Source organism: Streptomyces sp. JLYT201 (assembly GCF_059448825.1).
On record NZ_CM182551.1, the window covers coordinates 9,671,643 to 9,695,469 of the forward strand.

Below are 23,827 nucleotides of genomic sequence, written 5' to 3' on the forward strand. Positions count from 1 at the left end.
CCGGCCCGGTTCCCGTCGCCGCTCCTCAATGAAGCCCCAGGCCATCGGCCTGGGGCTTCGTCGTGCGGCTGCCTCCCGGGCCGGGCGCTACGAGCGACTCGGCCACCTCGCTCACCGGCCGACGCGGCTGTGGTCGACCTGATAGTCAGGCAGAGCCACAGTGCTGCTGACCCTTTCGCCCAGCTTGAGCATGCCGTTCAGGAGCAGGCGCCGGGACAGCAGGGTGTTGCGGAGGCGGATGCCGGTGAGGGTGGCGGGGGCGAGGAACTTTCCGGTGCGGTCGCCGCCGGTCCGGCAGCCCTCGGCGTACCCGCGGAGCCTGCTCTCGTAGCGGGCGAAGGCCGCCCGGTGATCGCCCTGGGCCCGCGCGAGTTCACCGGCCAGGACGTACGCCGCGACCACCGCGGTGCCCGTGCCCATGCCGCCGATGGCGGCCCCGCAGGCCGCGTCGCCGACGAGGCACACGCGCCCCGTGGACCAGGTGTTCACGTCCGCCCGGCTGATCGAGTCGAAGTACAGGTCGGGGGCCTGGTCCAGGGAGGCGAGCAGCCGGGGCACCTCCCAGTCGAGGCCGGAGAACGCGTCGTGGACGAGGCGCTTCTGCTGCTCGGTGTCGCGGCGGTCGTACGTCAGCTCCGGCGCGGCGAAGACGAAGAACGCCCCTGCCCGTGCGGGGTCCCGGTGGTCGGCGCCTGCCGAGGCGAGCCGCCCCGGCACGTTGTACCCGACGGACCCCCTGCTCAGGCCCAGGGTGTTGGGCAGCTGCCAGGTGGCCGTGTAGTACCCGAGGTGGCTGACGTGGTTCTCCTCGGGGCCGAAGGCGAGGCGGCGGACGGTGGAGTGCAGTCCGTCCGCGCCGATGACCAGGTCGAAGTCGCGCGAGATGCCGCTGTGGAAGACGGCCCGCACGCCGGAGGAAGTCTCGGTGAGGGCGGCGATCGAGTCGCCGAAGACGTACTCGGCGCAGGGGGCGCTGTGCTCGTGGAGCACGCGGGCCAGGTCTCCGCGCAGCACCTCTATCTCGCCACCGGCGAACTCGGCGGGCAGGTCGAGCAGCGTACGGCCGCGCTCGTCGACGAAGCGCATCGGACTGCCGCCGGTCTGGACGCAGCGCAGTGCGGGCAGCAGGCCCATGCGTTCGAGGACGGTCAGGTGCGCCTCGCCGCGGAAGTCCACGGCCTGACCGCCCTGGCGCAGGGCCGGGGCGACTTCGACGACGGTGGGCCGGAAGCCGTGGCGTCCCAGCCAGTAGGCCAGGGCCGGTCCTGCGACGCCCGCGCCGGAGATGAGGACGCTTCTGGTCATGGGTCGCCCCTCGCTCGAAAAACTGTGTCCTTGGGACACTGATACTTACTGTGTACTCTGGATACAGTTGACTGCGCAAGGTGGAGCAAGGCACGGCAAGGCGGGAAGGCGGCAGGCATGGGCGAGGGACACGCCGAGGTGGTGCGGCTGCTGTGGGGGCCGCACCCCAAGCCCGCGCGCGGGCCCAGGCCGACGCTCGACCTGGACCGCATCGCACGGGCCGGGGTCGAGATCGCCGACTCGGAGGGGCTGGCCGAGGTCTCCATGCAGCGGATCGCCGCGAAGCTGGGCGTGACCAAGATGGCGCTGTACCGGTACGTGCCGGGCAAGGCCGAGCTGGTCGCCCTGATGGTCGACGCCGCGATCGGGCCCTACCCGGCGGAGGAGGCGCGGCCCGGTGGCTGGCGCGAGCAACTGGAGGAGTGGGCCCGCCAGCTCCTCACGGTCTTTCGTGACCACACCTGGGCGCTGGACGCCACTGTCGGACCGCGGATCATGGGGCCTGGCGAGCTGTCCTGGCTGGAGCGCGCCGTATCCGCCCTGGACGGCACGGCGTTGAGCGGCGCCGAGCGGATGGACGCGGCCGTCCTGCTGGTCGGTCACGTGCGCGGCATCACCCAACAGGCCCGCGCGGCAGGCCCCGCAGGCAACCCCGAGGCCCAACTGGGCTCCCTCCTCGACGAGGTGATGCGGGAGCACGGCGAGTGGTTCCCGGCGCTCACCGCGGCCCTCACCTCAGCCGCCGGGTCCGGCGGGCAGGACCAGGCCTGGGAGTTCGGCCTGCGGCGGATCCTGGACGGCTTGGCCGTACTCATCGACGAGCGCGCGCGGTGACCGGGGCTCGACCCCACCCTTGCCGAGTCGCTGGGGGCGGGGCTGAGTCTGTGTTGCCAAGGCCGCTGCCGCCGTACCGCATGCCCGGGGCCGTACTCCTCACCCGGGTCCAGCGCGCGGAAGGCGGCACCGCCCTGGGCGTGGAGGCGACCGGTGTCGCCGCCGGCGCGGCGGGCATGGCGGTGGGGATCAGTGGCGCCGCCGCCCATGACGAGACGCTGCGGCTACAGGCCTGGACGGATGAAACGGGGCGGATCTTCACCAAGGGTGCCTGAGGGCAAGGCGTCCCAGGGAGCCGAGCGGCTGCACGCGGCGGACCGCGCGAGGGAGCCGAGCGGCTGCGCGCACCGGGCCATGCGAGGGAGTCGGCCCGCTGCGCACACCGGGCCAGGCGAGAGGGGCGACCCGCTGCGCACAACGGACCGCGCGACGGGGCCGACCGGCCGCGCACAACGGGCCGAACGGACCACGTCTCGCGCGCCTGAGGCCCCCGCCGCCCTGGCGAGGCCCCGGTGACGCGTCCGCAGAGCGCGTGACGATTCAGCCATCCGAGACGCTCCGGCCTCAGCCGCGCCAGGGGCTCCGGTACGCCTGAGCGGGGCAGTCGCTTCCTCCGGGGGTGTTTCTTCAGCCATCCTCCGTATGGCGCGGCGGAGTCCGTCCGGGCGGGGCGGCCACATCGGTCATCTTCTCCGGCGGCCTTGTTCCGGCGGCGAGACCACGTGTTCCACTGAAGTCAGGCGGGGAGTTTCCGCGTGGCTCCGCAGCACGACGTACGCCTTCCGCACCGCACGGCGATCCACACGCCTCATGCCGACGCACACCCATCTGCACCGGTGTGCGTCGAGGCGCACCGATCCGCATGACCCATTCGATCCGTACGATCCGCACTGATCCGTCCCGACCGGCCGCGTGCCGCGCGACGCTCCGCAGCAGGCCCGGACCGACCCGTCCGTCCGCTGCCGGTTCCCGCGCGCCGCGCCCCGGCGCGCCCCGGCTCGGGACTCCGGCGCGGTTCCGGACCCCACACACCTGGGAGCGATCTTGATCCACGCGTCAGACGTGTTCGGCGGCCTTCGAGGGCACGACGAAGTAGTGGTGACCGGAGGTGCCGGTTTCGTCGGTCGTCACCTGGCCACCGCCCTCAGTCGCCTCGGCAAGAAGGTCACCGTCGTCGATCACGCCGAACTCCCCGATGACGTCGCCGCGTTGCCCGGCGTGCGGCACGCCTGCGCCGACCTGCGCGACTACGGCGAGACCCTGCTCGCCCTGCAAGGAGCCGACGTCGTCTTCCACCTGGCGGGCAACGCCAGCGGCACCGTGTCGGTGGAGAAGCCCCGCCACGACTTCCACCCCAACGCCCTGGGCACCTGCAACGTGGGCAACGCCTGCCTCGAACTCGGCGCCCAGCGCCTGGTCTACCTCTCCTCCGCGGTCGTCTACGGCACCCCTCAGTGCACACCGATCGGCGAGGACCACCCCACGCGGCCGTTCCTGCCGTACGGCGCCTCCAAGCTCTCTGGTGAACTCATCCTGCGCAGCCTGCACCAGTCCGCCGGTCTGCCCGTCGTGATCGGGCGCTCCTTCGTCATCTACGGACCCGGCGAGGATCCGGCCCGAGCGGGCGGCGAGGTGTCGCAGTTCCTGCGCTGGCACCTCAACGAACTCCCGATCCCCGTCGTGGGGGACATCGACCGCAAGACGCGGGACTTCATCCACGTCGACGACATGTGCCGGGCCCTCGTCACCCTCGCCGACCGGGGACAGGACGGCGAGACCTACAACCTGGGCAGCGGCACCGAGGTGTCGATGCGCGAGCTGGCCGAGGCGGTCGGCCAGGCCACCGGGCGGCCCGCGCTCCTCGACGCCGACGACAGCAGCCTGGAGGACAGCTTCTCCCTCGTCGCCGACGTCTCCCGCCTGGCCGCCCTCGGCTTCAGCCCGGCGATCGACCTGGCGGCGGGCCTGTCCTCCCTGGCCGCCGCACTCGGCCTGCGCCCCCAACTCCCCACGGCCAAGGCGGTGTTCCGAAAGGAGCGGCCGGAGCGCAGGCGCCTGACGGAGGCCGCGGCATGCTAGCGCTCGACGCCATGGACGCCGCCACGCCCTGGCACTGGCCGATGCGGGCGGTGCAGGAACTGGAGGAGGCGTGAGGGACGTACACCTCCATGCCGTACGTCCTGGTCGCCAACTCCGCTACGGCCGCGCTGTACATGGCCACCGCGGGCGTCGAGCCGGGCGACGAAGTGATCGTCCCCGCCGACACCTTCCTGGCCTCGGCGTCGTGCGTGCTCCAGGTCAACGCGACCCCGGCATTCGCCGACACGGGCATCGACACGTTCACCCTCGACCCCGCACGGATCGAGGAGCGGACCACGCCCCGTACGCGCGATCATCGCTGTCGACCTGAACGGATTGCCCGCCGATACGACGTCTTGGCCGCCATCGCCGACCGCCACGGCCTGACCCCGTCCCGCCTGAGAGCGATGCGGCTCGCCGTGAGCGCGGTCTTCTTCGTCACGGGTGTCGCCTTCGCGACCTGGGCGGCCCGGGTGCCCGCGGTCCAGGAGCGGCTCGACCTCTCCGCGGGCGAACTGGCGGTGGCGCTGGTGGGCCTGAGCGGCGGCGCCTTCGTCGGCCTGCCGTTGGTGGGCGGCCTGGTGGCCCGGTACGGCAGCCGCGCGGTGCTCGGCGCCGGCATGGCCCTCTACCTGGCGGCGCTGACCGGGCTCGCCTTCGCCCCGGGGCTCGCCCTGCTCGAGCACCGGGCGCGCGTACGCCCGCTCGACCAGGACGCCCTGGGTGTTCATCGCCACGTCGACGGCGGTGTTGCCGAACGCGAACAGCGCGAGCACCGCCGTGAACCACGCCGGCACCCGAGCCGCGACGGGCGGAGCGTGCGGCGCAGGGCTCGGGGCCGCTCCTGGCGCTGCCCGGCCCCGGCCTGTGGATCCCCGGCCTCGTCGCGTTCTGCGCGCTGAATGGGGGAGGGGGGCCGTGAACGACTGGGGCGCGGTCTATCTGCACGAGGCCACGGGCGCGTCCGCGGGCCTGGCGGGCTCGGGCTTCGCCGTCCTCTCGGCCGCGGGATGGTCGTCGGACGGCTCTGCGCCGACCGCGTCCGCTCCCGCGTCGGTACGACCCGCTTCACGCTGGGCTGCGCGGCGGTCGCCGGGGCGGGCGCGCTCATCCCCGTCGCCTGGCCGACGGTCCACGCCGGGTTCCTCGGCTACGGCCTCCTCGGCCTGGGCATGGCCGCGGTCGTCCCCGTCGTCTTCAGCCACGCCGCCGGCCTCAACCCCGAACGCCCCGGCCCCTCCATCGCCGCCGTCTCCGCGGTCGGCTACGTCGGCTTCCTGGCCGGGCCGCCCCTCATCGGCGCCCTCACCGAATCCACCACCCTGCGCACCGCGATGCTGGTCCTCCCGGCGCTCATGGCCGCGATGGCGGTCCTCTCCACGCGGCTGCGGGGCCGCTGAACGCTCCAACCGGCGGCCCCAGGGAGGCGCGCCTCCGCATCACGGAGGGCATGGCTCCGATACGGGGGGACTGCCGTTCGTAGGCCCCGGACCAGGTGTTTAGACTGCGGCGCGTACGAACGTCGCGGCGAAGCGTGTCGCGACCGAACGACTCTTTGGGGGAACTCCACGTGCGTATCCGTACGGGGGCGGCTTCGGCTGCCCTGGCCACTCTGCTCGCTGTCGGTGCGGCCGTCCCGGCCCAGGCCGCCGGTTCCGACGCGCCGCTGTACCGCAGTGTCGCCTCCGCGCAGTCCGTCCGCGCAGGCTCCGGCATCGGGGCGTTCCAGACGCTGGGCGACAACGTCCACTTCTCGCACACGGTGCGGGGCCACATCAACGCGCACGGCTGGTGGAAGAACCTGAGCGGCCCGGCCCGGGGCGTCAAGGCCAAGGTCACCGTCTGGCTCCAGGTCAAGCGCGGGGGCGAGTGGAAGACCCTGGCCACGGACGTGAAGAACGTCTACTCCGGCGGCGGCAGCGGCAAGCGCGCGGCGGCCGCGTACAAGTGCACGTACAACGTGGGCCAGTACGACTTCCGCAGCGTCATCGACGTCGACCTGATCGGCTACCCGGACGACAACTACAAGAAGATCACCGCGACGCAGAGGCTCGGCTGCGGCCTGTGACCAAGGGCTGAGGCGGTGCCGGAAGATAATCTTCCGGCACCGTCCGCCGTTCTTTCCGCATCGAGGGAGTGCCCGCCTGTGTTTCCCCCCAGTGTCGTCGTCGGTCTGCACGGGACCCTGCAGCGGCATCCGTGGTTCGACCGGGTGGTCACGCGGGACGCCGACGCCGAGGGCTCCGTCGAGGAGGAGGTCCTCTTCCTGGCCGTCGAGCGGGCCGGTTCCTACGGCTGGCGGACCGTGGGCGGTCTGCTCCACGAGGACGGCGAGGTCACGGCCGAGCACGAGCCCACCGCGTGGGCTCACGAAGACGTCGGCGGTGACTGGACGCAGGACGGTGCGGTGCACCAGCTGGCGTGGCTGGGGGCAGGCGTCCACACCGAGCCGCCGCGTCCGGGGCTGCCCGTGCGACCGATCGCCCTGGTGCTGTCCGACACGCTGGCCCGCGTGGGCACGGTGACGTTCACGGGCCTGCACGCCCTGCTGCCGTTGCAGGCCACCGAGCGCGACACCGCCTTCCACCAGATCGAGCTGGCACCGTGGTTCGGCCTGGCCGACCCCGACGCCCGGCACGAGCTGCTGGTGACCGTCTCCTGCCGCCCCGGCGAGGGCGGAGCGGCCGAGTCCGACGCGGCGGCCCTGTGCGCGGCGGTGCGGGAGAAGGCCCAGGGGGCGGTGGACGTCTCCGCAACGGCGGCGGAGGGCGGCCTCGTGGGCCTCGCCCTCGATCTCGACCGGTCGACGCACACCCACGGGATGCACGAGGTGCTCCGGTTCGGCTGCGGCACGCGCGAGTGGTCGCCGGACGTCGCGGTGTGGCTGGTGGAGATGGTCGCCGAGGCGCTGCGGGAGGCGGGGCGAGCGGCGCCGACGGTCGTCACGGTGTCGCTGGCGGCCTTGCCCGCGTAGCCCGGGTCGGGGCGGACCGTGGTCCGGCCGACCGCGCGGGAGCGGACCGCGGCCCGGCCGCTCAACTCCAGGTCGGACCCCGCCCCGTAGTGCACACGCACCAGCCCCCCCCCGACCGCCTGATCCGCCTGCACCAGAGCAGGACGGCAGCCGGAGACGATGCCCCCCAAGGCGCCGCAGGCAAGTGTGGGAGGCGCGCCGATCGCGCGCGTTTCCCCCTTGTCTAGCGGTGTCTGGAGTGATCGAAGGTGGCGACATTTCTCTACCGGGTCGGACGGTGGGCCTTCCGGCGGCGTCGGCTCGTGGGCGGGCTCTGGCTGGCCGCCCTGGTGCTCGCCGGGCTCGCCGCCGCCGTCGCGCCGTCGGGGGAGGACGAGGACCTCTCCATGCCCGGCACCGAGTCGCAGCAGGCCTTCGACCTGCTCGACGAGCGCTTCCCGCAGAGCAACTCCCAAGGGGCCGAGGCCCGTCTGGTGTTCCGGGCCCCGGACGGGCAGCGCATGACGGCCAAGGAGAACAAGGCGGCCGTCGCGGACGCGCTCGACCTGCTGGACGGGGGCGACCAGGTGGCGTCGGCCACCGACCCCTACAAGACCGGTGCCGTCAGCAAGGACCGCACCATCGCGTACTCCACCATCACCTACACCGCGGCCGCCGTTGACCTGTCCGGGCCCACGAAGAGCGCTCTGGAAGGCGCCGCGAGCCAGGCCCGGGACGCGGGACTGACCGTGGAGATCGGCGGCTCGGCGCTGGAGTCGGAGGAGTCACCGGGCGGTACGACGGAGATCGTCGGCGTGGCGGTGGCGGCGGTGGTCCTCGTCCTCACCCTCGGCTCGCTGGTCGCGGCCGGCCTTTCGCTGCTCAGCGCCTTCACCGGCGTGGCCATCGCCTTCGGCCTGGTCTCCGCCCTCGCCGTGCCGCTGGGCCTGACCTCCACCGTCGCCGTCCTGGCGCTGATGCTGGGCCTCGCGGTCGGCATCGACTACGCGCTCTTCATCACCTCCCGCTACCGCGACGAACGCGCCCGGGGCAGCGAGCCGGAAGAGGCCGCGGGCCGGGCGGTGGGCACGGCCGGATCCGCCGTGGTCTTCGCCGGGGCGACCGTCTTCATCGCCCTGGTCGGCCTGGGGGTCGTCGGCATCCCCGAACTCACCCGGATGGGACTGGGCGGCGCGGGCGCCGTGGCCCTCGCCGTCCTCGTCGCGCTGACCCTGGTCCCCGCCCTGTTCGGGTTCTTCGGCCACCGGGTGCTGTCCCGCACCGTCCGCAAGGGCGCCCGCCCGGACAGCGGGTCCGCGGGTGTCGGCACCCGCTGGGCACGGTTCGTGCTGCGCCGCCCCGTGGCCGTCCTGGTGGTCTCCGTACTCGGTCTCGGCGCCGTTGCCCTCCCCACGCTCAGCCTCGAACTCGGGCTGCCCGGGGACGAGTCCAAGTCGGTGGAGACCACCCAGCGCCGCGCCTACGACCTCCTGTCGGAAGGCTTCGGCCCCGGCTTCAACGGCCCCCTGACCGTGGTCGTGGACACCTCGCACTCTGCGGAGCCCCGCGCCACCACGGACCTGGTCGCCGAGACCGTACGGGCCGTCGACGGGGTCGCGTCGGTCGGTGACCCGGTGCTCAGCCGGACCGAGGACACGGCCGTCCTCACGGCCGTCCCGCGGACCGCGCCGAACAGCGGCGAGACCAAGGACCTGGTGCAGGCGATCCGGAGCGCGGTCTCCGGCGTCGAGGCCGACACGGGCGCGGGCGTCCTGGTCACCGGCAGGACCGCACTGAACATCGACGTCTCCGAAGCCATGGCCGACGCCCTCGTCCCGTATCTGACCGTGGTCATCGGCCTGGCCGTGCTCCTGCTGACGGTGGTCTTCCGCTCGGTCCTGGTCCCGGTCAAGGCCGCGCTCGGCTTCCTGCTGTCGGTGGGGGCCGCGTTCGGCGTCGTCGTCGCCGTCTTCCAGTGGGGCTGGGCCGCGGACCTCATCGGCATCGAACAGACCGGACCGGTCATGTCGCTGATGCCGGTCCTCATCATCGGCATCGTGTTCGGTCTGGCCATGGACTACGAGGTCTTCCTGCTCACCCGCATGCGGGAGGCCTACGTCCACGGCGCGTCCCCCGGCGAGGCCGTCGTCACCGGCTTCCGGCACAGCGGCCGCGTGGTGGCCGCGGCGGCCATCATCATGATCAGTGTGTTCGCCGGGTTCATCGGCATGAGCAACCCGACCGTCCGGACGATGGGCGTCGGCCTGGCCTCCGCCGTCGCCTTCGACGCCTTCGTGGTCCGGATGGCCATCGCCCCCGCGGCCCTGGCGCTGCTCGGCCACCGCGCCTGGTGGCTGCCCCGTATCCTGAACCGCGTGCTGCCGAACGTGGACATCGAGGGCGAGAGGCTGAGCGGGCGCGCCCCGGCGTCCCCGACCGTGCCGGACGCGGCGGTGTCGCCGCTTCCCGTCGGCCGCCACCGGTACTAGAGCCGGTCATGACGAACTCAGGTGGCGGCGGCCCGCGTTCCCGCGGCACGTGGCGGCGGGAGACAGCGATCACGGCGACGGCGTTCGCGCTCTGTCTGCTCGGCGGCGTGCTCCACGTCGACGACACGGTGTCGGCGCCGCCCGCCGCCGCCTACGTCATCGCGGTGGTGTCCTGTGCCGTACTGCCGCTGCGGCACCGGGCACCGCTGGCCGCCCTGGCGGCCACGACCGCGAGCGGCATGCTGGTGCCGCCCCTGGGCCTCCTCCTGACGCCGCTCATCGTGGCCCCCGCCGTGATCGCCGCGTACACGTACGCGCTCACCGTGCGCACCGAACGGCGCGCGGGGAGCGCGGTGCTGCTCCTGTCCGCGCTCCTGCTCGTCGCGCCCACCCCCTTCTTCGAGAACCTCTCGGGGCAGGACGTGAGCAGGATGGGAGCGGTCGCGGCGTTCCCGGTGGTGGCGGGCGTACTCGGTCACTCGACGCGGAACCGGCGGGCCTACCTGGCGGCCGTGGAGGAGCGGGCCCGGCGGGCCGAGGAGACCCGGGACAGCGAGGCGCGGCACAGAGTGGCCGAGGAACGGGTGCGCATCGCCCGGGAGTTGCACGACCTCGTGGCCCACCAGATCACCCTGGCCAACGCGCAGGCCACGGTCGCCGCGCACCTCTTCGACGCCCGCCCCGAGCAGACCCGCACGAGCCTGCGCGAGCTCGTCGAGACCACCGGCCACGCGCTGGACGAACTGCGGGCCACGGTCGGCCTGTTGCGCCAGTCCGGGGACGCCGCCGCACCCGCCGAACCGGCACCCGGCCTGTCCGACCTGCCCGCGCTCCTCGACTCCTTCCGCCGCGCGGGCCTGGAGGTGTCGGTGCGCCACGACGGCACGGCCAGACCGCTGCCCCCGGGCGTGGACCTCACCGCCTACCGCATCGTCCAGGAGGCCCTGACCAACGTGACCAAACACGCCGCCGCGAGCAGCGCGCGGGTGTGCCTCGCCTGGCACCGCGACCGCCTCACCGTCACCGTCACCGACGACGGCGGAGGCGCCCGTACGGTACCGGCCGCGGCCACGGCACCCGGTGCGCCGACGGGATCGAGTACGCCGACGGCGGCGGGGCGCGCGCCCGGCTACGGCCTCATCGGCATGCGCGAACGCGCCACCGCGGTCGGGGGCCACCTCTCCGCGGGAAGGCGCCCGGAGGGCGGCTTCCTCGTCTCCGCCCAGCTGCCCCTCCCGCCCGCGAAGGACACTACGTCGACGTCGGCCGGAGCAACGCCCGCCGGGGGACGAACAGTTGACGGCCGTACGGGCCGCGGAAGGGCCGGGGACGCGCCATGACGCTCCGCGTGCTGCTCGCCGACGACCAGGCCCTGCTGCGCGGGGCCTTCCGGCTGCTGCTCGAATCCGCCGACGACATCACCGTGGTCGGCGAGGCCGCCGACGGCAGGGAGGCGGTGCGACTCACCCGGGAGCTGCGCCCCGACGTGGTGATCATGGACATCCGCATGCCCGAAGTGGACGGCCTCACCGCCACGTCGCAGATCTGCGCGGACCCGGAACTGCGGGCCAGCCGCATCCTGATCCTCACCACGTACGAGACCGACGCATACGTCGCGCAGGCGTTGCGCGCGGGGGCGGGCGGCTTCATCGGCAAGGGCATCGGGGCCGAGGACCTGCTGTCCGCCGTGCGGACGATCGCCGACGGCGAGACCCTCCTTTCGCCCGCCGCCACCCGCTCCCTGGTCGCCCGTTTCCTGGCCACACCGGACGACGCCCCGCCGCGTGACCCCGGACGGCTCGCCGTGCTCACCCCGCGCGAACGCGAGATGGTGGCCCTGGTCGCGACCGGTCTCTCCAACCAGGAGATCGCCGAGCAGATGTTCCTCAGTCCCTTCACGGTCCGCGCCCACGTGCAGCGCGCCATGACGAAGCTGGAGGCCCGCGACCGGGCACAGCTCGTCGTCATCGCCTACCGGACGGGCCTGGCCCGGGCGGCCCCTGACGGCGGCGCCGCTCCCGGCTAGGGCGGCGCCGCCTTCCTGTGCGCGAAGGGCCCCTCAGGTCACGACAGCGGGTCGAACGCGGGCAGCACGAGGGCCGAGTGGGCCGGTGGCGCCGTCGCCGAGGGCAGGGCGGCGAGGTTCCGCAGCCTGGTGTTGCGTTCCTCCAGGGCCCGTGCCGTGATGGGCAGGAGCGAGGCCGCGCCGTTGCCGACCAGCGCCTGATTCATGGTGACGTACGCACGCAGGTCGCGTTCGTACGCCGTGAAGGCAGCAGTGTGGTCCCCGTGCGCGGCAAGGGAGTGGGCGAGCACGTAGGCACCGGCCAGAGCGAGGCTCGAACCCTGGCCGGTGAGGAACGAGGGCGCGTACGCGGCATCGCCGACGAGCGCGACGCGGCCCCTTGACCAGTGCGGCATGCGGATCTGACCGGCCGTGTCGAAGAACAGGTCGGCCGCGTCACGCATCGCACTGACCATGCCGGGGACCTCCCACCCCGCGCCCGCGAAGACCGCGGCGGTCAGGTCCCGCTGGGCGTCGGGGTCGCGCAGGGCGTCCAGCGGCGGCTCCGGCCGGTGGAAGACCAGGAAGGCGTGCAGTTCGTCGCTGGACCCGACGGCGTAGAGGGCCGCGGCCCTGCCCGGGGTGTTCCACATCATGAGCTCGTGGGAGAGGCCGAAGGTGTTCGGCATGGTGAACGCGGCGAATCCGTAGCCGAGATAGTGGTGGAACTGTTCCTCCGGGCCGAACAGGGACTCCCGGGTCTTCGAATGCATGCCGTCGGCGCCGATCACCAGGTCGAACGTGCGCTGCCGCCCGCTGCGGAACGTCACGCCGACGCCGCCTCCGCGCTGGTCGAGGGTGTCGATGGCCTCGATGGAGTCGCCGAACAGGAACTCCACGTCGTCGCGGACCAGCGCGTGGAGAACCGCGGCCAGGTCCCCGCGCCGCACTTCGAGGTCCTGGCCCTCGACACTTCCGACGACGGCGTGCGGGCCGAGCGAGGTCACCTCGCTGCCGTCGGCGTTGAGGAAGGTGAAGCGGCGCGAGTCGATGTGCGCGTCCTGGAGCCGCGGCAGTATCCCCATCCGCCGGACCACCTCGATCGCGGTGCCACGGATGTCGATCGGATAGCCACCGTCGCGCAGGGCGCCCGCCTTCTCCACCACGGTGACCGCGCATCCGGAGCGGTGCAGCCAGTACGCGAGGGCGGGTCCGGCGATGCTGGCTCCGGAGATCAGGACGTTGCGCTTCGCGGCCGTACGCACGCGTGTCGAGGGACCGGTAGACGTCATGACTGGGTTCCTTTCCGGATTCTGGTGATTCGGACGACGAGCAGGGACAGGGCGGCGACGAGGCCGGAGACGGCGAAGCCCGTGACGAAGGCCGATTCGGCGGGCAGACCCGTCGTCGGGTCGGCCCCGGCGTCGAGGAGCGCGCCGCCGATCTGGACGCCCAGGGCGATTCCGATCACCCGGGTCACCACGAGCAGGCTGGTGGCGATGCCGGTGTCCTTGGCATCCACGGAGGTGGCGGCGCCCGCCAGCAGCGCCGTGGTGGCCACGCCCGCGGCGAACGCGGTCAGCGCCTTCGCGAGGACGAGCTGCCATGCCGCGCCGTGCAGCGCCGCCAGGGCGATCATCGTGGTCGCCGTGACGGCGGTGCCCGCGACGACCACGGCACGCGGACGGAAACGCCGCGTCGCGATTCCGCCGACCCAGTCGCTGACCGCCCCGGCGACGGCACCGGGCAGCAGGAACAGGCCGATGTCGGTCGTGGTGGCGCCGAAGCCGTACCCGTCGGAGGGTAGCGCGAACAGCTGAGGGAGCAGGAAGAGCACCATCCCGGAGCTGGTGGTGATGAGGAAGGTGAACACGCACGCGGTCCACATGGCGGGCCGTGCCAGCATGCGGAGATCGACCATCGGCGAGGCGGCCCGGCGCTCGACGGCGACCCATCCGGTCGCGAGGACGGCCACGGCCACTGCGAGGGCACCGACCGCGAGGGGCGGGAGGTCGCCGCCCGTCACCTGCACGAGCCCGATCATGAGCGTGAGCAACGTGCCGCTCAGCGAGACCGCACCGGGCCAGTCGATCCTGCTGTCCGCTCGGACCGGCTGATCGTGCGGCATGACCCGGGCCACGACCGCCGTCGCCGCGACGATCGCGATCGTAGGCAGCGCGAACATCCACTTCCAGGACAGGCCTTCCGCCACCGGCCCCGCGAACAGCGTCCCCACCATGCCGCCGCCCGTGAACAGCGCCATGACCAGGCCGATCGCCATCTGCGACGCCCCGGCCGAAAGATGTTTGCGCACCAGGACGAAGGACAGCGGCAGCGCACCCACCATGACGCCCTGCAGCACTTGCCCGAGCAACAGCACCGGCAGGTTCGGCGCCAGACTGGCCACCAGACCACCGGCCGAGACCACGGCCATCAGCCGGACTAGCACCCGCTTCCCGCCGTAGCGGTCACCGAGTTTGCCCGCGAGCGGCGCGACGACCGCGCCGGTGACGAGCAAGGTGTTGGCGACAAGGGCTCCTTCGGCCGGGCTGACTCCCAACTCCCGCTGGAGCAGCGGAAGGGCGGGGTCGAGGACGGACTGGAGCGCGCCGAGGGCGAGGGCCAGGACGCCGAGTGCGCCGATGGACAACCTGCCGACGCGCGCCGATCGCCCGCCCGGCGGGCCCGCTCGCTCGTCGTCCCCCGTGGGCTCGCCCCCGGCCCGACCCGTGACCTCGGCACGGCGGGCACCACTGACCGCGCTGCTCCATCGAGGGGCCGAACCGCGGGGCCGGTCAACCGAATCGGTCGACTCACCCGGCTCGGCCGCCCCCGCCGTATCGTCCGTACCGTCGAGAAAAGCCGCCACCTGTTGATCACTCCAAACGCCGCTCAGGCAAGGGGAAACGCATGGGATCCACGCGTTTCCACCCTCGCGTGCGGCGCCTCGCGGGACATCGTCTCCGGCCGCCGTCCTGCCTTGGTGCACGGGGACCAGTTCCTCGGGCGTTCTGGTGCTCGGGCACTACGGGGTGAGGCTTGAGCCGGAGTCCGGGAGCCGGGGCCGGGCGGTTCGCCGCTGCGAGGCGGCGGTCGAGCCCTCTACAACCTGCGCTACCGCCTCCTGCGTCTGTACTCCGTGTGCCTTCCTGCCCCCGTGTGCCTTCCTGCCCTCGGCAGGGCATGACTCAGCAAGCCCCGCCGCACAGAAGCGCACCGCCGCCACCCGCCCCGGAAAGCCGTACCGCCGCCGCATCGAGGAGACGTCCGTGCCCGAGATCCCCTGCACCCCCGTCGGCCTGCTGCGGCCGGACGGCGCCCGACTGGCCCTCTACCTGCGCGGGCCGCGCGACCCCGATCTGGTGCTCGTCCTGGCCCACGGCTGGCAGGCGACCTCTGCCATCTGGGACAAGACCGTGGCACAACTGGCCCGGCCCACCACCCTCGTCGTGCGCTACGACCAGCGCGGACACGGCCGCTCCACCACCGGTACCGCCCGGCCCGCGATGTCCCTGCTGGCCGACGACCTCCAGGCGGTCATCGCCGCCACCGCACCCGGGGACGTGCCGGTCGTCCTGGTCGGCCACTCCATGGGCGGCGCGGCGGCGCTCACTCTGGCAGCCGGTCGCCCCGGCCTGTTCGGGGACAAGGTCATCGCGGTGCTGCTGGCCGCCTCCAGCAGCGGCGGCCTCGACCTCGCCGCCGCAGGCCACCCACTTCCGACGCGCCTGATCGGACTGGCGCGCCACGTCATGGCCGGCATGTGCATCCGCGCCCCGGGCCTGGCGCTCCGGCTGCACAACCTCTGGCAGCCGAGGCTGAGCACGCAACCGCCCATGGATGTCGCCGCCCGGTGGTTCCAGGCACTGATGCGCCACGACGTCACCGAGCTGGAGGCCTTGCGGCGCATCCCCGTACACATCCTCGTCGGGGAGGACGACCCCACGATTCCGCCCGCCCACTCGCACCGCCTGGCCGAGCAGATCCCCAGCGCCCGGCTCCACGTCGTCCCGCGCGGCTGTCATCGTCTGCCCACCCGCCATGCGTCGTCCGTCGTCGCCGCGATCGAACTCACCTGCTCCGACGGGTTCCGCCAGTTCCACGAGGCCCTGTCGTCCCTGGACGAGTCCGTCGACACCGCGACCGGCCCGGGTCCGGCAAGCTGGTCGCCCAGTGCCTGAAGGGGTGGCCTCACCTGGGTCGTCCGACCGACGCTCCGTACGACGCCTGCTTCTTCCGCCTCACGTTCGTTTACGTGTCGGGGCAGGGGCACCGACAGCACCGAACAGGGCCGGTCTATGTGGGCCGCCACCGGGGCGTCCGAGCCCCACCAGGGCCCCCGGGGGATCAACGGCCTCGCGCGCACCGGCCCGAGCGCCTGAGCGGTCACGCCAGGAGTGCTGTGGCGGTGGCGGGGAGTGTGACCTAGCGTCGATGGCACCACTCGACATCATGAGCAGGAGGGCCGCTCGCGCATGGCTGTCCATCGGGTTGTCACTCTCGCCTTCCGCGATTCCGAGCAGTGCCGGGTCGCCTACGCCGATGCCCTGCGGCTGCCGGGGCTGCGCCAGGTCGCGGTCCTCGAACGCGCCACGGACGGCACGCTGGACGTCCCCCTCGGCGAGAACACGGAAGCGGGCGAGGCGACCGTCTGTGCCGGAGCGGTGGGCGGGCTGCTCGGCCTTGCCGCCGGTCCGCTGGGCGCGCTCCTCGGGGCCACGGCGGGCGCTGCGCTCGGCAGCACGCTGGAGGCGCAGCGCGAGGGGGAGGAGTACGCCGCGATGATCTTGCTCAGCGCGGACGTGGAGGACGGCACGAGCCTGCTCGTCCTGGACGTCAAGGAGGCGGCCGAGGGGCCGGTCGACGAGCTGGCGGCCCGCTACGGCACGACGGCCCGGCGCGAGGACGCGAAGGACTTCGTCGCCCGCGCCCGTACCGCGTGGAAGAACGCCTGATCCTGGCCCTGCCCGGTGTGCCGGCCCGGCGGCGTCACGGGGTCGGCCGCGGGGCGCGCGCGAACCTGCGGGCGACGGGCTCCTGCGTGATGCCGTGCAGCGCGACGCTCAGCAGGACCGTCGTACACATCACGTTGACGATGAAGGCGCTGTCGTCCGGCGGCAGCCGGATGGAGGCGAGCAGGGCGAAGACGATGGACGTGACGCCGCGCGAGCCGAGCCAGGCGATCGCCCGGCGTTCGGTGCGGGGCAGGTCAGTGCCCGCCAGCGAGGCCATCACGGGCACCGGGCGGGCCACGGTCAGGGCGAGCAGCCCGTACAGGACGACGCGCCCGGAGACGCCGTCGGCGAAGGCGTCGGTGGCCATTTTGCCCAGGGTGAACCACACGGCCAGGGCCATCAGCTCCGAGACCTCGTGCACGAGGCCGAGGTTGTCCCCGGCGATCGCGTGGGCGGTGGTGGCGTACCACAGGCCGGTGACGAAGGCCGCGACGAAGCCGTTGCCGCCCGCGGTGGTGGCGACGGCGTAGGCGAGGAACGGCAGGGCGAGGCTCGCCGTGCGCAGCGCGGCGGGACGGGCCCAGCCGTCGTCCCGCGCCCGCCGGACGAGCCAGGCGGCCCCCGCTCCCAGCAGGCTGCCGACGACGACGGCGAGGAGGGCGCCCTTGACGACGCTCCAGAGCAGCTCCGCGAACGTACTGCCGTGTGCGGTGGCCAGGTTCGCCACGCAGAACAGGAAGAGGGGGGAGATGAGGCCGTCGTTGAAGCCGCCCTCGATGTTCAGCGCGGCCCGCACCCGCAGCGGGACCCGCGCGTCGCGCAGGAATCCGGCGATCGGCGCGAGGTCGACGGGCATGACGACGAGCGCGGCCACCGCCAGGAGCCACCAGCTGGTGCCGGGGAAGACGAGGGCGCCGACGAGGGTGGCCAGGGCGACGGACGCGGGCAGCGCGATGCCGAGCAGCCGGCCTTCGCCGACGGACCTGCCGAGGCGTTCGTATTCGCGGGCCTCGGTGGCGTCCATGAACAGCATCACGGCCAGCACGATCTCGACGGCCACCTCGAAGCTGTGCGCCTCCAGGTCGAGCGGCACGGCCGGGTGCGGGCCGCGGGTGAGGACGATGCCCGCCACGACGAAGGCGATCGGCGCGGTGATGCTCCACCGGGCCAGCCGATGCGAGACGAGGGACCAGAGGAACAGCAGCGACAGCACAACGATGAAAGCCGGCACGACAACCCGCAGCAGAGGACGTGGGGGAACTCCCGTGAACAGGGATGACCAGTCTCGGCGCCGCGGCCCCGGGAGGGGGGATTGACACGCCCCGAATGCCCTGGGCGGCGAAGTCGCCAGCCGGTCGCCCCGTGGCGGGAGGGCTGCCGACGGCCCGCTGTCAGGGGCCGAAGCAGACGTATCCGGCCCAGTCCGCGGGGTTGTCCGCGCTCAGCTGTCTCGCCTCTTCCGCGAGGTCCGGACCCCAGCTGTCGGGCGGTCGGCGCTGCGGGTCGAGGAGCCACAGCTGGGCCCGCCGCAGTGCGGCGGCGGGGGTGGCGTCCTGGGCGACCAGGAAGTGGTGCACTAGGTGGAGGAACACCGACCGCGCCAGGTCGCGCAGGGGCCACAGGGGCGTGATCACTGCGCCCGCGCCCGCCCGGAGCAGGGCGGCGGCCAGATGCAGCGACGCCTCGGCGTCGGAGGTCAGGCCGTCGCCGTGGCAGTCGGTGACCAGCACGGCAGTGGGGGGACGGCCGCTGTGGCGAATGGCTTCGGCAACGGACGCCACGGCCAACGGGCCCTCGGGAAGCATGAGTTCGGCCCCTTGGAAGCCGACCGGGCCGGCGAGGAGCAGGACACCGCCGTCGCGCAGCCACAACAGCGCGTCCTTGGGATCGCGCGCGGCCGTCACCGGAGCCTGGGCGGACGGTGTCCCGCAACCGGGCGTGCGGGGGAGGGCCGCCGTGTCGCACAGCGCGCGGGCGGAGACGGCGTAGGAGAACTCCGCGGCCTCCAGGGCGTATGCGGCGCCACGGTCGGAGCGGTGCTGGGCGTGCTGGCGAGCCGCATGCCAGGGGACGGTGCTGAGGGCGCCCACCGGCACCAGGACGAGGCGGGGGCGCTGAGGCTGGAGCGCGGCGAGGAGCGGGGTCATGGCGGTGTGCGCCGCCCAGGTGAGCAGCTCGGCTCCGGGGGAGGCGTCGCGCGCGTACTCCACGAGGGGCTGGGCGTCCTCGGTGAGGCCGGGCAGAGGGACGGCGTGCACGCGGCCCGCCGCGGTGACCACGAGCGCGGTGCCGACGCTGGACTGCGTCGCCGGTACCAGGTACACCAGCGCGTCCTTGCCGGACGCGCGGAGGGCCCGGCCGATCTCGTCGGGCGTCGGCGGCGGGCCCTTGGGTGGGCCGGGCGTGGACAGCGCGCGCCAGAGATCGAGCAGGTGCAGCGCCTGGGTGAGTGCGCCGTCCTGGCAGCACCAGGCGGCGACCTCCCGGGCCGCGGACACGGCCCGGGCCACGGCGGCGTCGGGGGCGAGGGCGACGGCGTCGAAGTGGGGGACGGCGGCGTCGTGGTAGGGGGCTTCGCGTCCGTAGGCGGCCGTCGCCAGGGCGTGCACGGCTTCGAGCCCGGTGCGCAGGCTCGCCGCCCGGTCGTCGAGGTGCCGCGCTTCGCGCGTGCGGTAGGCGCGGGCCAGGGCGAGCATGATGCTGCCCGAGCCCTCCCGGCCGGACCTCCCCGAGCGGGCGGCCGCGCGCTCCAGGACGTCGATTCCGCTGTCCAGCCCGGCATCGCGCCGGGCTCTGTCGTACTGCGCCGTGGCGGCGGCGCATTGGGCGCTGCCCAGGTAGTAGGCGTAGCGCAGATAGCCGTCGTCATCGCTGTCCAGGGACGTATACGCCTCGCGGACGAGCGCCAGCCCTTCGGTGAACCGGCCCTCGTCGCCGCCGACCAGCAGGTTGACTCCGGCCTCGCCGAGCAGCCAGGTGCGCAGGGTGCCGGAGAGCCGGGCGGCGCCCCGACGGATCTGAGCCGGGGCCGGCGGAGCGATGAGGTGCGTGGTGGGCTCGTCGCCACGACGGCGGGCCAGGGAATCGCGGAGGAGACCGGCGCGGGTCAGGAGCATCCACGTCTCCAGGCGTGCGGGGTGGTCGTAGGCGAACGTGGTGTGGATGTCGGCCGCGGCGGCGAGGTGGTGGTCAGTACCGGCCAGGTCGCCCCGGCGCAGACACGACTGGGCCTGGAGCACGGCGTCCCGCGCGGCGCTCAGGCGGGCGTGGCCGGATTCCTCCCGTCCCGCGCCCCGTGACAGCGGGGCGGAGAGGCTCGCGGAGCCCCATGCCGCACGTGGCGCGGAGAGGTCCGGCCAGTTCGCCAACTCCGCGACCGAATAGGTCAGTTCGACGAGCACCGGTTCCTCGCCCGCGTCGTCGGTTCGGGCGCCGCGCCTCGCCCGGAGCCGGTCGAGGCGCAGTTGGTGCAGGAGGCCGATCGAGGCGTCACGCTCCTCCTGCCGCTCGTCGGGCCACGCTTGTACGGCCAGGTCGATGAGGGTGATCGCGTGCGCGAGCGTCGCGGGGTCGGAGCGGGCCTTCCCCTGGTGGTGAGCGAGCCGCCCGAGAGTGTCGAGGACATGAGGTGGCAGTCGCTCCAGGGAATCGGGCGCGGCCACGAGGAGGTCGCACGCCGGATCGGCCAGGGCGGCGTGGGTCGCGTCCTGCGTCTCGCGCCAGATCAGGGCGTGGGCGTACGTGGCGGCGGCGAGGGCTTGCCAGGTGCCCCCCGTCGCGGTGTCGCTGTACGTGGGTGTGGTCGGGCCGGTGGCCGCGGGGATGTCCGCCTCGCCGAGCAGGCGGTGGCGCTCCAGGTGGAGGCGGCCGAGCGTTTCGATGAGGTCGGCCGCCTCCGCTGTACGAGGCGACGCATGGGCCAACGCCGCTTCGTGGTGGCGCAGGGCCTGGTCGAGCAGGCCCGGCAGCCGGAGCTGCGGCCGCGCATCGGGGTGGTCGCGGCAGTGCTCGTAGCGCCGTTCGGAGCAGCGGGCGAGGAGCCGGGAGCCGAGCCCGCGCAGGCCGTCGCTGCCGTCGTCGTCCGCGGGCAGGGACGCCAGGCCGTCGGTGAGCAACTCCACTGCCTCGTCGAGGAGTCCGGCGCCGCCGCTGGTCTCGTGCCGCAGGAGCTTGCTGTACCCGTACAGAAGGCGCCACCGATGCCAGTGGGCCGTTTCTCCCGGAGTACGGAAGGCGACCTCGAAGGCTTCGGCGGCCGCGACGAGGTCGTGGGGCTTTCCGCCTCGGACGAAGTCCTGAAGGGCCAGCTCGCCGAGGCGACCCCACAGGACGGGGGCTCGGGGGGTGCGGGACGGAAGGGGGGCGAGGGCGTCGCGCACTTGGTCGCGGGCCAGGGCGAGTTCGGCGTCGGTGGGCTCGCCCGTGGGAGCCGGGGCGGGCGGGACGGACGGGGTGGGCGGGGTGGCTTTGTGGGCGTCGCCTCGGGCGTCCGGCTCCTCGGCGGTGGCTCCGGCACCGCCCGCGGTCCCGGCGGGCCGGGTGCTTGCGACGGCCCCTGGGGTGGAGGACCGGGTGTTTGCGACGGCCCCTGGGATGGCGGGCCTGGCACCCTCCGTGCGCCGCAGGTCCTCACGGGTGTCCCGCAGCAGTGCGCCTGCCCGCTCGCTCGCTGCCGCCATCAGCTCCTTGGCGTCGTCGATGCGCCGTGGGGACCCGGAGCCGGTCGCGGCATCGAACTGCGCCGCGGCCAGAGCGAGGGTCGCGGCGACCGCTTGCGGGTGCTCGGGGCCCATCAGCGCCGATGCCTTCTGGGCCGCGATGGCGAGTACGTCGGCGGCCCGCTCCAAGCGCTCCGTATCGCCCGCCGCGCGCGCGGACTCGGCGGAGGCGAGGGTGACGAGCGCGGACAGGGAGGCGGGGTGGTCGCTGCCGCGTGCGGCCGCCACGTCCCGCACCGCGTCCGCGAGTACGGGCAGCAGGGAGTCGGCCCTGTGGTGTTCACCCGTGGCGCGCGCCGCCGCCGTGCTCACGGCCAGCGCGAGCAGCCGTGCGTCGCGGCGTGATGCGGGGCCGTCCCCCGTGTGGAGTGCGTCGAGCATGTCGAGCGCCTGGGCGGCCTGCCGCTGCGCCGCGGCGAGGTCCCCGCGCCGCAAGGCGATACCGGCGGCGTTGGCGAGGGTGTGCGCCGCGAGCGCCGCGGTTTCGGGGCCGGTGTCCGGGAGGGGCACGTCCGAGGGGCGTACGTCCGAGGGGGGTGCCTCCGAGGGGGATGCGTCCGAGTGGTGTGGGTCCGACAGTGCCGGTGTCACGTCGTCCAGGAGGCGGGCCGCCGCCGTGAGCTGCCCGCGGCCGGCGAGGAGTGCGGCCAGCTGGTTGCGGGCCACGGCGTCCCGGCTGACCTCCACCGTGTGCTGGAGGATTCCGGCTGCCAGGTCGTCCAGGAGAGCCCCGGCGGCACCGTGTTGGCCGAGCGCGTCCAGGAGCGCGGTCAGCGCCGTGAGGTCCTGTGCGGCGGAGGCCGGGGCGAGAGCGGAGGCGGAGCGGCGCAGCCGGGACAGGCCGTCGAAGAGGCGGACCTGGGCTTCGCGGTCACCGCGCACGGCGGCCTGTGCCTGGGCCAGGACATGGCGCAGCAGGTACTCAGGGGGACGCGACCGCCGTGGGGACCGCCTTCCTTCCGTCATGGGGCACCGCCCTCGCCGAGCTCGGCCTGGATCTTCCGCTTCGCCACCATGAAGGTCAGTTCGGCGATCTGGGCCGGGTCCATCAGGCCCTGCCTGGACCACTCCTGGATGGTCTCCAGGAGCTCGTCGGCCTTGGCGGACAGGGGCCCCGCCACCTGGGCGGGCGCGAAGGCCGTCGGGGGCGGGGCGCTCGCGACGGAGGGCTCCGCGTCGCCGGGCGGGCGGAGCACGTCGATGAGGTGGGCGACGTCCAGGTAGTCGAAGCGTCGCATCGCCTCCGCGATGGTGGCGGCGAAGAGGACGTTGGCCGCCCGGTCGGCCGCGGTCCGCTCCGGCACCTGCTCCAGGAGGATGCCGACCACCACCGGATCCTGCTTGCCCCCGGCGGGCTCGGGGACGTGGCCGTCGCAGTGCGTCATGTCCTCGACCGGGCCGCCGGAATACCCCGAGTAGTCGCCGAGGAGCTGGTCCGCTGACAGCTGGAGCGCCTCGATGGTGCCGCCGCCCGCGCACAGATGGGCCGCGGCCCGGGTGTCGATGCGCCCGCTGAGCTCCACTTCGTCGGCGGCGGGGCGGTACGGGCCCCGCCAGCGGCCGCCGATCCGGGCGGGCCCCGACTTCGGGATCTGCGGGGTTGCGCGCTGCGGCGGCGCGATGCTGACGAGCGCCAGGTCCGCCTCCGCGTCCAGGCGGCTGACGCTGGCCTCCAGCCGTCGGCCGTCGGCGAGGACGACATCGACCGGTTCGTCGAGCCGCACGAGGCCGCGCAGGCAGTGCAGTGCCGTCAGCACGAGCCAGTTGGTCAGCAGGAAGCCGCCGCCGAGCCGCTGCTCGGCCCGGTGCAGATCCACCCAGTAGGATGCGCGGGTCACGGCACGTCCGAGGTCCGCTCCACGGTCAGGGTGACCTCGAAGGACGCTTCGGCGGAGGCCTTGGAGAGGATGACTCCGGCCTCGGCGGCGAGGGTGAGGCCGAAGGTGACCTGCATGCTGGAGACCCGCCAGCCGTCGCGCTCCGGCACCTGCGACAGCGACCGCTGCGCGATGGCCGAGGCCTGCACGATGGCCTCCTCGACCTCGGCGGCGCGGTCGTCGAGCGGCGACGTCGTCCGCGTCCTGCTGGCGATCTGCCGGTTCCCGCCCGCGTCGAGGGTGACGGTCTCGACTCTGACGTGGGTCATCGCTCTTCCTGCTTCCCCCGTGCCGTGCCCGGTGCTCGCTGCCTGCGAAGTACCGCCCGCGCAGCGGACGTTGAAGCGCAGCGTATCGATGGGCGAGCGCACGCGTCACGGCTTCGGCGATACGGCGGGCACGCCGGAGGGCCTCCCCTTGCCGCAGAGCTGGCCGAGGGACGTACGACCCTCTGAGGGGGGAAAGCCGGGGTGGGGCGCCTCGTGGGTTACGGGGCGCCCCACCCGTGCGCTGTGCGGCGGCTCGCGCGCGACCGACGCCATGCCCAGTGTGAGTCATGCGCGTGACCTGGTGCTGCACGGCAGAAGACCGTGGAGGGGGTCGGTCACGCTG

General features: G+C 73.6%; 19 protein-coding genes. 12 read left to right on the forward strand and 7 right to left on the reverse strand.

Going from position 1 to position 23,827, the window contains the following annotated elements:
- Positions 1–111 precede the first annotated feature (111 nt).
- Entirely contained in the window at positions 112–1,305 is a 1,194-nt protein-coding gene (locus AC5WAM_RS40705) for an FAD-dependent monooxygenase (protein ID WP_495520789.1), read from the reverse strand.
- A 117-nt stretch (positions 1,306–1,422) separates the two neighbouring features.
- Here AC5WAM_RS40705 and AC5WAM_RS40710 point away from each other — a divergent pair, with 117 nt between their 5' ends.
- The 10 genes from AC5WAM_RS40710 (at position 1,423) to AC5WAM_RS40755 (ending at position 11,686) form a co-directional block, all read left to right on the forward strand.
- Positions 1,423–2,139: a TetR/AcrR family transcriptional regulator gene (locus AC5WAM_RS40710; protein ID WP_495520790.1), complete on the forward strand. Its 717-nt coding sequence runs from the start codon at positions 1,423–1,425 to the stop codon at positions 2,137–2,139.
- A gap of 80 nt (positions 2,140–2,219) precedes the next feature.
- Positions 2,220–2,414, forward strand: a complete 195-nt coding sequence (locus tag AC5WAM_RS40715; RefSeq protein WP_495520791.1) for a hypothetical protein — start codon at positions 2,220–2,222, stop codon at positions 2,412–2,414.
- 769 nt (positions 2,415–3,183) lie between these two features.
- Positions 3,184–4,218, forward strand: a complete 1,035-nt coding sequence (locus AC5WAM_RS40720; RefSeq protein ID WP_495520792.1) for an NAD-dependent epimerase/dehydratase family protein — start codon at positions 3,184–3,186, stop codon at positions 4,216–4,218.
- Between the two features lie 89 nt (positions 4,219–4,307).
- Positions 4,308–5,120, forward strand: a complete 813-nt coding sequence (locus AC5WAM_RS40725) for an MFS transporter (protein ID WP_495520793.1) — start codon at positions 4,308–4,310, stop codon at positions 5,118–5,120.
- A 108-nt stretch (positions 5,121–5,228) separates the two neighbouring features.
- A complete protein-coding gene (locus AC5WAM_RS40730; protein WP_495520794.1) occupies positions 5,229–5,618 on the forward strand; it encodes a hypothetical protein in 390 nt (129 codons plus the stop codon).
- 170 nt (positions 5,619–5,788) lie between these two features.
- Complete coding sequence (locus AC5WAM_RS40735) at positions 5,789–6,286, forward strand: hypothetical protein (protein ID WP_495520795.1); 498 nt, start codon at positions 5,789–5,791, stop codon at positions 6,284–6,286.
- Between the two features lie 78 nt (positions 6,287–6,364).
- Positions 6,365–7,192, forward strand: coding sequence for a hypothetical protein (locus AC5WAM_RS40740; protein WP_495520796.1), 828 nt, complete (start codon positions 6,365–6,367; stop codon positions 7,190–7,192).
- Positions 7,193–7,440: 248 nt separating this feature from the next.
- Positions 7,441–9,660 (forward strand): MMPL family transporter, encoded by a 2,220-nt coding sequence (locus tag AC5WAM_RS40745; RefSeq protein WP_495520797.1) that lies wholly within the window; start codon positions 7,441–7,443, stop codon positions 9,658–9,660.
- An 8-nt stretch (positions 9,661–9,668) separates the two neighbouring features.
- Entirely contained in the window at positions 9,669–11,000 is a 1,332-nt protein-coding gene (locus AC5WAM_RS40750; RefSeq protein WP_495520798.1) for a sensor histidine kinase, read from the forward strand.
- On the forward strand, positions 10,997–11,686 hold the full coding sequence (locus tag AC5WAM_RS40755) for a response regulator transcription factor (protein ID WP_495520799.1): 690 nt from the start codon (positions 10,997–10,999) through the stop codon (positions 11,684–11,686). Before AC5WAM_RS40750 ends, AC5WAM_RS40755 begins: the two co-directional genes overlap by 4 nt.
- Positions 11,687–11,724: 38 nt before the next feature.
- Here the strand turns inward: AC5WAM_RS40755 and AC5WAM_RS40760 are convergent, their stop codons facing one another.
- Positions 11,725–12,957 (reverse strand): FAD-dependent monooxygenase, encoded by a 1,233-nt coding sequence (locus AC5WAM_RS40760; RefSeq protein ID WP_495520800.1) that lies wholly within the window; start codon positions 12,955–12,957, stop codon positions 11,725–11,727.
- Positions 12,954–14,315: an MFS transporter gene (locus tag AC5WAM_RS40765; protein ID WP_495520801.1), complete on the reverse strand. Its 1,362-nt coding sequence runs from the start codon at positions 14,313–14,315 to the stop codon at positions 12,954–12,956. The genes AC5WAM_RS40760 and AC5WAM_RS40765 overlap by 4 nt, the downstream gene beginning before the upstream one ends.
- A 619-nt stretch (positions 14,316–14,934) precedes the next feature.
- Between AC5WAM_RS40765 and AC5WAM_RS40770 the strand changes: the two genes are divergently transcribed.
- Complete coding sequence (locus tag AC5WAM_RS40770; protein WP_495520802.1) at positions 14,935–15,846, forward strand: alpha/beta fold hydrolase; 912 nt, start codon at positions 14,935–14,937, stop codon at positions 15,844–15,846.
- A gap of 294 nt (positions 15,847–16,140) precedes the next feature.
- Positions 16,141–16,620 carry a hypothetical protein gene (locus AC5WAM_RS40775; RefSeq protein WP_495520803.1) on the forward strand — a complete coding sequence of 160 codons (480 nt, stop codon included), beginning with the start codon at positions 16,141–16,143 and terminating at the stop codon, positions 16,618–16,620.
- Positions 16,621–16,654: 34 nt separating this feature from the next.
- On the opposite strand, the gene AC5WAM_RS40780 is transcribed toward AC5WAM_RS40775, so the two are convergent.
- From AC5WAM_RS40780 to AC5WAM_RS40795, 4 genes are all read right to left on the reverse strand, one after another.
- Positions 16,655–17,851: a cation:proton antiporter gene (locus AC5WAM_RS40780; RefSeq protein WP_495520804.1), complete on the reverse strand. Its 1,197-nt coding sequence runs from the start codon at positions 17,849–17,851 to the stop codon at positions 16,655–16,657.
- 160 nt (positions 17,852–18,011) lie between these two features.
- Positions 18,012–22,304, reverse strand: a complete 4,293-nt coding sequence (locus AC5WAM_RS40785; RefSeq protein ID WP_495520805.1) for a CHAT domain-containing protein — start codon at positions 22,302–22,304, stop codon at positions 18,012–18,014.
- Positions 22,301–23,176, reverse strand: coding sequence for a S1 family peptidase (locus AC5WAM_RS40790; protein ID WP_366791789.1), 876 nt, complete (start codon positions 23,174–23,176; stop codon positions 22,301–22,303). The genes AC5WAM_RS40785 and AC5WAM_RS40790 overlap by 4 nt, the downstream gene beginning before the upstream one ends.
- The gene (locus tag AC5WAM_RS40795) at positions 23,173–23,484 is read right to left on the reverse strand and encodes a CU044_2847 family protein (RefSeq protein WP_495520806.1); all 312 of its coding nucleotides are present in this window, start codon (positions 23,482–23,484) and stop codon (positions 23,173–23,175) included. Before AC5WAM_RS40795 ends, AC5WAM_RS40790 begins: the two co-directional genes overlap by 4 nt.
- Positions 23,485–23,827 lie beyond the last annotated feature (343 nt).